Below are 8,383 nucleotides of genomic sequence, written 5' to 3'. Positions count from 1 at the left end.
AGTTCTACCTTATTTCCTTGTCTCAGTCTAATTTCCAGTTTTTAAGACAGACTAGAACTTACTTTGAGAATTTAGCGATGGCAAAAAATAGAAAAAAATCTGTCAAGTAACTTTACTTTACAAAAAACTTTTGTTATACTGTTAAAGTTGGCGAAAGTCATACACTATATTTATGATAAGAGCCGAGCGTCAGCTCGCATTTTAATGGAGGAAAATCGAAATGGCAGTACCTGCACGTCGCACTTCAAAAGCGAAGAAAAACAAACGTCGTACTCACTATAAAGTAGCAGCTCCAACTGTGAAATTTGACGAAACTACTGGAGATTACTCACGTTCTCACCGTGTATCTTTGAAAGGATACTACAAAGGACGTAAAATCGCTAAAGCTGCTTCAGCTGAATAATAGAAGGGAGATACCATGCGCGTAAATATCACACTTGAACACAAAGAATCTGGTGAGCGTTTGTACCTTACTTCAAAAAACAAACGTAACACTCCAGACCGTCTTCAATTGAAAAAATACTCACCAAAATTGCGTAAGCACGTGATTTTTACTGAGGTGAAATAGGGATTCACTACACGTCAATAGACGGTAGAAACCTTGATTTTAAGCGATTTTTGAAAGATGAACTTTCATTACATTGCAATAAAAATCAACCGAATCTCTACATTTTTTTAGATAATAAAAAATATAAGTAGAACATGCAGATATGAAAAGGAACACCTCATATGAGGTGTTCCTTTGCTATTTTTAAAATAGAATTTATATGTAGATTTTTCTTATATAGAATTCTAAATACAGTTCAATAGTAAGGGGAGGTAGCGTGCATTTATAACAAGGACTAATTTCTGTAACTTAATATCAAATCTAACTATCTGACTAATTAGTTTAATTCTATTATTTTTTGACATTTTTCTGCAACTGCTTTGCTATGAGTTGCAATAATGATACAAGAATTTTTAGATTGACGATATCTTAGACACTGCAATACGAGCTCTTCTGTTTTTCTATCAAGAGCTCCTGTTGGTTCATCGCCAATTATAATAGCCGGTTCTTTTACTAAAGCACGTGCAATAGATACTAACTGGCTTTGTCCTCCTGAAATCTCCACTGGATACTTATCTTTTAAATGAGTAATATTTAATTCTCTCATGATATTCATCACTCTATTGTTTGACTCATTCTTGGATACTTTCAAAAACTTTAAGGGTAAGGCTATATTATCAAAACAAGTTAAATCATCGAGTAACTGATAATCTTGTGGAATATAGCCAATATTTTGAAGACGATAGTGCGCCAATTCCTTATCATTTTTTATCATTAAATGTCCAAAAATGGAGCATGTTCCGTGATAAGATGTATCTAATCCAGCAAGAATCCTTAATAGAGTTGATTTCCCTGAACCAATTTTTCCCCTAATTGCCGTTATCTCTCCAGGTTCTATTTTCATATTAAATTTGGTAAATACCTTGTGCTTATGGTATTTTTTGTCAATGTTTTCTAGTATGATCATATACGATTTCTCCTATTCATATTCACTTATTTTAATTAGTGTGCAATAGATAATAAAATATAAGATAAAGTTACTTACAACCATAATAGGTAACACAAAAATTTGTTTAAATAATAAAATTTCTATCACAAAACAAGTCAATAAAGATGATAAATAGAGCCAAATACATATTCTGGATAAAATTCGATCTCTTACGTTATACCCAATTAACCAACTAATGCGAATCTCATCCGCCTGGTATCGTAAAATAGATACTAAAATGCTTCCTATAACATATAAAAAAAGAATACCTAGAGCAACTACTAGTATGATCAATAAAATTTGAAGACGACTAATGACCGATAACAATTGCTCGTATTTTATTAAAAAATCATCCACTTCCAACAGCGAAAAATCAACAAAACCTGACTTTTCCGATTGTTCTCGAAGCACTTCCAAAACCTTCTCTCTTGGTAAACGTGTTGCAAACTGGCTATTAATCATAGCGAAATATAAAATACCTTCAAATGTAAAATCCTTTGTCTTAATGTCTGGAAGTTCAATAGGATAAGGTATAACGATATAATCATCTAAATAAAATTCCGCATTCCCTTTATAGAAAACATAACTATTTGGTTCTAAAAAACCCTTAACTTCAAACGTTATTGTTTTCGTATAAAATTCCCCAGTGATTTTATCTCCTAGTTTGTAATGTTCACGAAATTGACTACCTAAAAGTATAGGATAGGAGTTGAAATCTAATAAAGATATAGAGGGCCAATCTATTTCCTCTCCCTCTTCAACTTTTAAATGATAAAAATCAAATGCTTTCCGATTCATTTGAAAAGATTTTACTGCTTCAGGATCCTTAGTGTTTCCATTGGTTTCTAGCATCCCTTCATCATATAAAAATTTCTCTCCTTTATTGAATGATTGAATAAAAAGCGGTTGATTAAAAGTTGCTAACAACTCAATTTCTTTTGATTGATACAAGTTATTGTAAAATATTCTAAGAGTATCAAGACTCTCTTTATCACTCCTAAACTGATAAAAAGCATCGTCTTCATATAGAGTATCAATTATAGTGTAACTATAATAACCGTTGGATAGTCGGGTTATATTATTTTTAGCTTGATCATTTTTTAATAATAACTGACTAGTTAATGTGATAACTACCGTAAGTAATATGACTAATAAACTTGCAAGTAAGTGAAGTAGGACGGAGGGAATTGTTTTTTTTATATGTATGTCATTATTTCTATTTTTCATTAGCTCTCCCTCTGTAAAACAAAAATGTAAAACTAATCACCTCAATCAAGACCATCGCTAAATGGTGGGGTAACATCATTTGCCTCTCTCCTAGTAGCTTAAATAGGAAGGTAAATGTCGTCAAAATACAAATATTTGCTGAAAGTAGAAAAAATAATTCTTTGATATAAATGGATACCCAGTTTTTTCCTAATAAATGATATGTTTGATATATTTTGTTATTTTTTCGGATAAGGAAATGTATCCAAAAAATAATAGATAGACCGACAAACGTTACAGTACTTGCATTCAATAAGAAAGCAAATTGTGACAAAGAAAAAATACGTTCAACACCTATGTTATCACCTGGTTTCGTATGATTCTGAAAATTGGGATCATTTAATTCACCATTTAAACTGAGTTCCCCTTCATGTGCTAATAACTTTTTGTCACTAACTAAAATGGTTCTGGACAACGGACTATTAGCTAACATTCCAAGTTTTCCAATTACTTCATATTTTCTTCCCTCAAAAATAACATATTCTTTATTTTCTTCATAAATAGTCTTTATTGAATAGCCAATCAAGGCTTTCGAATCATTATTTTTATATAATAATTCTCCTGTTTTATGAGGGAAGTGAAGATTATCCCAGTTATTGGCAAAAATATTCAGAACATCCTTATCTCCATTTTCTATCTTCTGAACTAGCCAAAAGTTATCATTATTCTTACCAATTTTAGTCAATATGTCACTAAATTCATCAGAAGATAGAGATAAATGGTTTGATGTTCTAAGAGCATTACTTTCTAACACCACTAAGTTTTGCTGATTTTGGTAATAGTAATTAAGCCATAGACACGCCATTAAAATAAATAGTGGTATATAAATTTGTATTTTTCTCAATAAATTCATAAATTATCACCTGATAGAAAATATGCCTTTTCTTTTTTAATGAAAAGGCATATTTATTTAACAATTACTATTTACCATAGAAAGTTTTCGCGAGATTTGTACTAATCTCTCCTTCAAATACCCATGGAGAGTAAGCTTGTGTACCATTACGAGCCCAAACACGACCTGAGTCAGTATTAACACGACCTCTTCCATACGCCCCTACCATCTGAGCTCTACTGTAATGATAGACTCCTGGCCAAGTGGTAGAAGCAACAGCTCTCGATTCAAGACCATCTTTCCGAAAACGGTTTTCACGTTTTCCATTATGTATCGGTCCACTGTTGGCTGCTCGCAATCTAGAAATTCCAGGCGTTAAATTACTATTCTGGTTAGAAAACTTACCTGTTTCCTCATTCCAGCCACCTAAGATAGTTGAATCTACCTAATCTACTTTTGTATTTGCATAAACAGAAGTAGCGTTCACTCCCAATCCTAAAAATAAACTAGCTGAAACCCCTGACAATAGCAATAGCTTTTCAAACTTATGCATGATATTCTCCTTTCCTATTTTCAATTGTCATATTTACTTTATGAGTAATTGATGACTTTTCAGAAGTTAATAAATGTAGATTTTCATCTACAGGGAACCTCCTATCCTTATTAATATTAATTTGAAATCTATAAAAATACATCCCCCATCAGTCTGCTTTCCCCACATCAAGTCCACCTGGCTTTTTTTACGACTGAATTCTCACTTCATGGTGTTCTCCATTCTGCAGATCCTGTTTATATGAATTTGCGTTACCAATTATAACTACCTGCAACAAAAATAAATTAGGAAGTTTTTTAGTCCACAATATTTACCTAATCCATGAATGCGCTTTCTATTTATCGATTTCATTCTAACATATATTTACTTATCAATCAAGTATTTTTCTGTTTGGAACTAAATATTACTATAACGCAACAAGATAAACTGAAGTAATAATTACAAGTTCGATTAGGGCATCGGTCAATCTCCACTACCATGGATACGTACGCTTCACTAGCGCAAAAGAAAATTGGAAGTTGTTAGCTTGTTTCAAACCAAATTAGACGAATTAACGGCATAGTTATTCTATCTCTACATTTTTCTCTACACTTTTGGAGGACAATTCATAAAAGTCTTGCTATATCAAGGTTTATAATCGCTAAAATAGACATTATTAGACCTTTACTGAGGTTAAGTAAGGGTTTCAGTACACGTCAATAGACGTCAAAATTTTGATTTTAAGCGATTTTTGATTTTTTGAAACTCATTATATCGCACTACAAATCAATAAAAACTCTACCTTTTACTCTACCTTTTTTAGATAAATATATCATCTGGATATTGAAGTTAAGCCCTGCTATCATTTCGATGGCAGGGCTTTTTAATATTTGGTACACTAACTTCTTATCTATATTTTGGTGGATTTTAAGTTGACATCTACAAAGTTTAATGTTAAAATTCATTCAAAAATATATTTGAATGAGGTGTTTTATGATTCAAAATGTTGTTACTTCAATAATCCTGTATTCTGGGACAGCCGTAGACTTACTTATTATCCTAATGTTATTTTTTGCCAAAAGAAAAAGCAGAAAAGACATCATTAACATCTATTTAGGACAATTTCTAGGCTCTGTTAGTCTAATATTGCTAAGTTTGCTTTTTGCATTTGTCTTAGATTATATTCCTAGTAAAGAGATTTTAGGTTTGCTCGGTTTGATTCCAATTTTCCTAGGCCTCAAAGTTTTGCTTTTAGGAGATTCTGATGGAGAAGCTATTGCCAAAGAAGGTTTGAGCAAAGATAATAAAAACCTGATCTTTCTAGTCGCTATGATTACTTTTGCAAGTTGTGGTGCTGACAATATTGGTGTCTTTGTCCCATATTTTACTACCTTAAATTTAGCGAATTTGATAGTGGCTTTACTGACCTTTCTAGTCATGATTTATCTCTTGGTTTTTTCTGCCCAAAAATTGGCACAAGTCCCTTCTGTTGGAGAAACTTTGGAAAAATATAGCAGATGGTTTATTGCCGTTGTTTATTTAGGATTGGGGATATATATCCTGATTGAAAACAACAGCTTTGACATGCTATGGACTGTGTTAGGCTAGGAGAAAAAATTATGAAAAAAGATAGTATCTGTCAAGTGGATGTTATTAATCAACAAAATGTTACAACCGCAACGAACTACCTTGAAAAGGAAAAAGTCCAAAAATCACTTCGTATTTTATCAAAATTTACCGATAATAAACAGATAAATATCATCTTTTATCTCCTTGCCGTCGAAGAACTCTGTGTCTGCGATATAGCCTGTTTATTAAATCTCAGTATGGCATCTGCCTCCCACCATCTTCGTAAACTAGCCAATCAAAACATCTTGGACACTAGAAGAGAGGGGAAAATTATATATTATTTTATAAAAGATGAGGAAATTAGAGATTTTTTTAATCAACTAGGATAACAATGGATACTTACGCTGAATTAGCACCTCAACGAATGTTAGAAGCTGTGGGTATTTATCTTGATAAGATTGCTGAACTAACGCAATAACTACTCTACCATTCACTCTACCTTTTGCTAAGGAACATTACAAAAACGTTGATATATAAACGTTTCTAACAGCTAAAATAGACAATACTTAATCTTTACTGATGTGAAATAGGGATTCACTACACGTCAATAGGCGGTAGAAACCTTGATTTTAAGCGATTTTTGAAATTTTTATTTTCATTACATTGCAGTATAAATCAGTCGAATCACTACCTTTTTTGAAATAAGTTTTTGATTCGGAAAAGTAATAAAACCCACTGGCTAATTAAGTCAGTGGGTTTTTGAGTGATTTGAAAGAAGTGAAGTTACTGATTAACAAGATCTACAATGATGATTTCTGGGCGATTAAAGAATCTTGGTACTCGTGTAGATTCTTTGGCCAGACCCCTGCTTACAATAAAATACGAATTTTCAACTTCATATAAACCACCTGCATATTTCGGAAGAAAACCTTGATTAGGCGCAAATACACCATTAACCAAATAAGGTACTCTCCATTGTCCTCCATGCGCATGACCAGATAACACTAAATCAAATCCATACTTTTGATAAGTATCAATTAGTTCTGGTCGGTGCGCTAGTAAAACTTGAAAGTCAGTGCTTATTTGCTTCCCTTTTATGTCTTCAAGTTGGTCTAGCAAATTCTCACTAGTATCGTACTTTTGAAAATATTCAGGATCATCAATGCCTGAAATAGTGATGGACTGCCCCCTTACATCAACTCTACTACTATCTCCAGATAATACGACCACATTCTGTTGTCTCAGATGTTCCAGCATCTGATCATATCGATTACTCCATATTTCATGATTACCTGACACATAGTAAGGATGATTAAATTTTCCTAGCCCGCTTAACAATTCTAGAGTTTTTCTGTCAGAAAGTTCATCATCAAAAATATCTCCACCTAATAAAATGATATCTGGCTTTTCTTTCTCTAATGTTTCCAAGATTTGTATCTGATTTTTACCGTAATTTGATGAGTGTAAATCAGTAATTAGAGCAAGTCTGATTGGCTGAGATATTTTGGGACTAACAAGCCTGTAATGAGTTACTTGAAGCCGACTGTCAAAACCTAAAGCAAGAAAAATTAGGATACAAATAAAAACAAACCATCGTGGCTTAATATTTTTTAGTTTTTTCATTATACGAACTATTTTACCAAATTTCTGTAACGAACAAACATTTTCAAAAGGTTACTCAATAATAATATCAAAATGTTTTTTATCAACTTCTTTTGGAGCAACATAGCTAATACTTCGTTTGGTATTGAAAATATCAGATTCTTCCAATGAAGTAGAGAGTCCGCTCCAAGGTTCTAATGCGATAAAGGGACTCTGATTTGTAGTTGACCAAATCACTAAATATGGAAAATCATCAAATGCAATCGAAAGTTTCTTCTGATGATTTTTTGATTTCAAGGTTACCTTTCGTGATGCTAATTGATCCAATGTTATGGCATCATGCTCAAACAGTTTATAGGACAAGTCCAAGGTCTTTTGATTTTCCAAGAATGGCCGGCGGTCTCGCAGATCAAGTAAGCCAGTTTCTGGAAAACTTCTAGGTACTGTACAAGATTCTACTTTTTCAAATTCTAAATAATAGTCTTCATAACTCTCACCATCCAACAAGGGACAATTAAAACCTGGGTGACCCCCAATAAAGTAAGGTAGCTTTCTATGTCCTTCAAGATTTTTCACCCGATATTCAGTTCGAATTGTATTGCCAAGTAGTGAGTAGTTAATGGAAAGTTCAAATTCAAAAGGGTAATTTTTTACGGTTTCTTCGTTTGATGAAATAGAAAATTCTAAAGAGTTTTCCGTACTATTTACATTTTTGAACATCATTTTTCTCACAAGTCCATGCCTTGGAATTGTACCTGTAAATGTCGGCCTTTCTGCAGGTTCATAGATAGCCCAATCATTTCGTAAACTTCCACAAATCGGAAATAGAACTGGTGCTTGACCGCTCCAATAGGTCGGATCTCCTTGCCAAAGATATTCGATACCATCCTTGTCTTTAATGGAAATAATTTGCCCACCTAATTCAGAAAATTGTACTGTTAAGTTCTCATTTTTTAATTCGAGCATAAAAACGGCTCTATAATTTCTGTAGTGGGTAAATCCACTGTAGAGATTATGTAGCCTTTTTGAGTGTATACAAAAAATCCC

Annotated in this window: 10 protein-coding genes; 4 read left to right on the top strand and 6 right to left on the bottom strand. The window is 32.7% G+C overall.

The window, feature by feature from the left end:
- Positions 1-220 precede the first annotated feature (220 nt).
- A complete protein-coding gene (gene rpmF / locus ACHBGV_RS09930; protein ID WP_002937589.1) occupies positions 221-403 on the top strand; it encodes a 50S ribosomal protein L32 in 183 nt (60 codons plus the stop codon).
- 15 nt (positions 404-418) lie between these two features.
- On the top strand, positions 419-568 hold the full coding sequence (rpmG, locus tag ACHBGV_RS09925; protein ID WP_002262412.1) for a 50S ribosomal protein L33: 150 nt from the start codon (positions 419-421) through the stop codon (positions 566-568).
- 316 nt (positions 569-884) lie between these two features.
- On the opposite strand, the gene ACHBGV_RS09920 is transcribed toward rpmG, so the two are convergent.
- The 4 genes from ACHBGV_RS09920 to ACHBGV_RS09905 form a co-directional block, all read right to left on the bottom strand.
- Positions 885-1,514, bottom strand: a complete 630-nt coding sequence (locus ACHBGV_RS09920) for an ABC transporter ATP-binding protein (protein WP_394731595.1) — start codon at positions 1,512-1,514, stop codon at positions 885-887.
- 12 nt (positions 1,515-1,526) lie between these two features.
- Positions 1,527-2,762 carry a hypothetical protein gene (locus tag ACHBGV_RS09915; RefSeq protein ID WP_394731596.1) on the bottom strand — a complete coding sequence of 412 codons (1,236 nt, stop codon included), beginning with the start codon at positions 2,760-2,762 and terminating at the stop codon, positions 1,527-1,529.
- The gene (locus ACHBGV_RS09910; RefSeq protein ID WP_394731597.1) at positions 2,752-3,654 is read right to left on the bottom strand and encodes a hypothetical protein; all 903 of its coding nucleotides are present in this window, start codon (positions 3,652-3,654) and stop codon (positions 2,752-2,754) included. Before ACHBGV_RS09910 ends, ACHBGV_RS09915 begins: the two co-directional genes overlap by 11 nt.
- 1,290 nt (positions 3,655-4,944) lie before the next feature.
- Positions 4,945-5,130 (bottom strand): hypothetical protein, encoded by a 186-nt coding sequence (locus ACHBGV_RS09905; protein ID WP_029943815.1) that lies wholly within the window; start codon positions 5,128-5,130, stop codon positions 4,945-4,947.
- A 28-nt stretch (positions 5,131-5,158) separates the two neighbouring features.
- Here ACHBGV_RS09905 and ACHBGV_RS09900 point away from each other — a divergent pair, with 28 nt between their 5' ends.
- Positions 5,159-5,773 (top strand): CadD family cadmium resistance transporter, encoded by a 615-nt coding sequence (locus tag ACHBGV_RS09900; RefSeq protein WP_009880708.1) that lies wholly within the window; start codon positions 5,159-5,161, stop codon positions 5,771-5,773.
- 11 nt (positions 5,774-5,784) lie between these two features.
- Positions 5,785-6,123 carry a Cd(II)/Zn(II)-sensing metalloregulatory transcriptional regulator CadX gene (gene cadX, locus ACHBGV_RS09895; protein WP_000711078.1) on the top strand — a complete coding sequence of 113 codons (339 nt, stop codon included), beginning with the start codon at positions 5,785-5,787 and terminating at the stop codon, positions 6,121-6,123.
- Between the two features lie 394 nt (positions 6,124-6,517).
- On the opposite strand, the gene ACHBGV_RS09890 is transcribed toward cadX, so the two are convergent.
- Positions 6,518-7,357, bottom strand: coding sequence for a metallophosphoesterase (locus tag ACHBGV_RS09890; RefSeq protein WP_394736248.1), 840 nt, complete (start codon positions 7,355-7,357; stop codon positions 6,518-6,520).
- A 51-nt stretch (positions 7,358-7,408) separates the two neighbouring features.
- Positions 7,409-8,302 (bottom strand): aldose 1-epimerase family protein, encoded by an 894-nt coding sequence (locus ACHBGV_RS09885; protein WP_394736249.1) that lies wholly within the window; start codon positions 8,300-8,302, stop codon positions 7,409-7,411.
- Positions 8,303-8,383 lie beyond the last annotated feature (81 nt).

It is taken from the genome of Streptococcus sp. A34, from assembly GCF_043674115.1.
Taxonomy (GTDB): domain Bacteria; phylum Bacillota; class Bacilli; order Lactobacillales; family Streptococcaceae; genus Streptococcus; species Streptococcus suis_V.
Note: the sequence above shows the minus strand (reverse complement) of the source record. Positions and strands in the feature narration are given on the sequence as shown.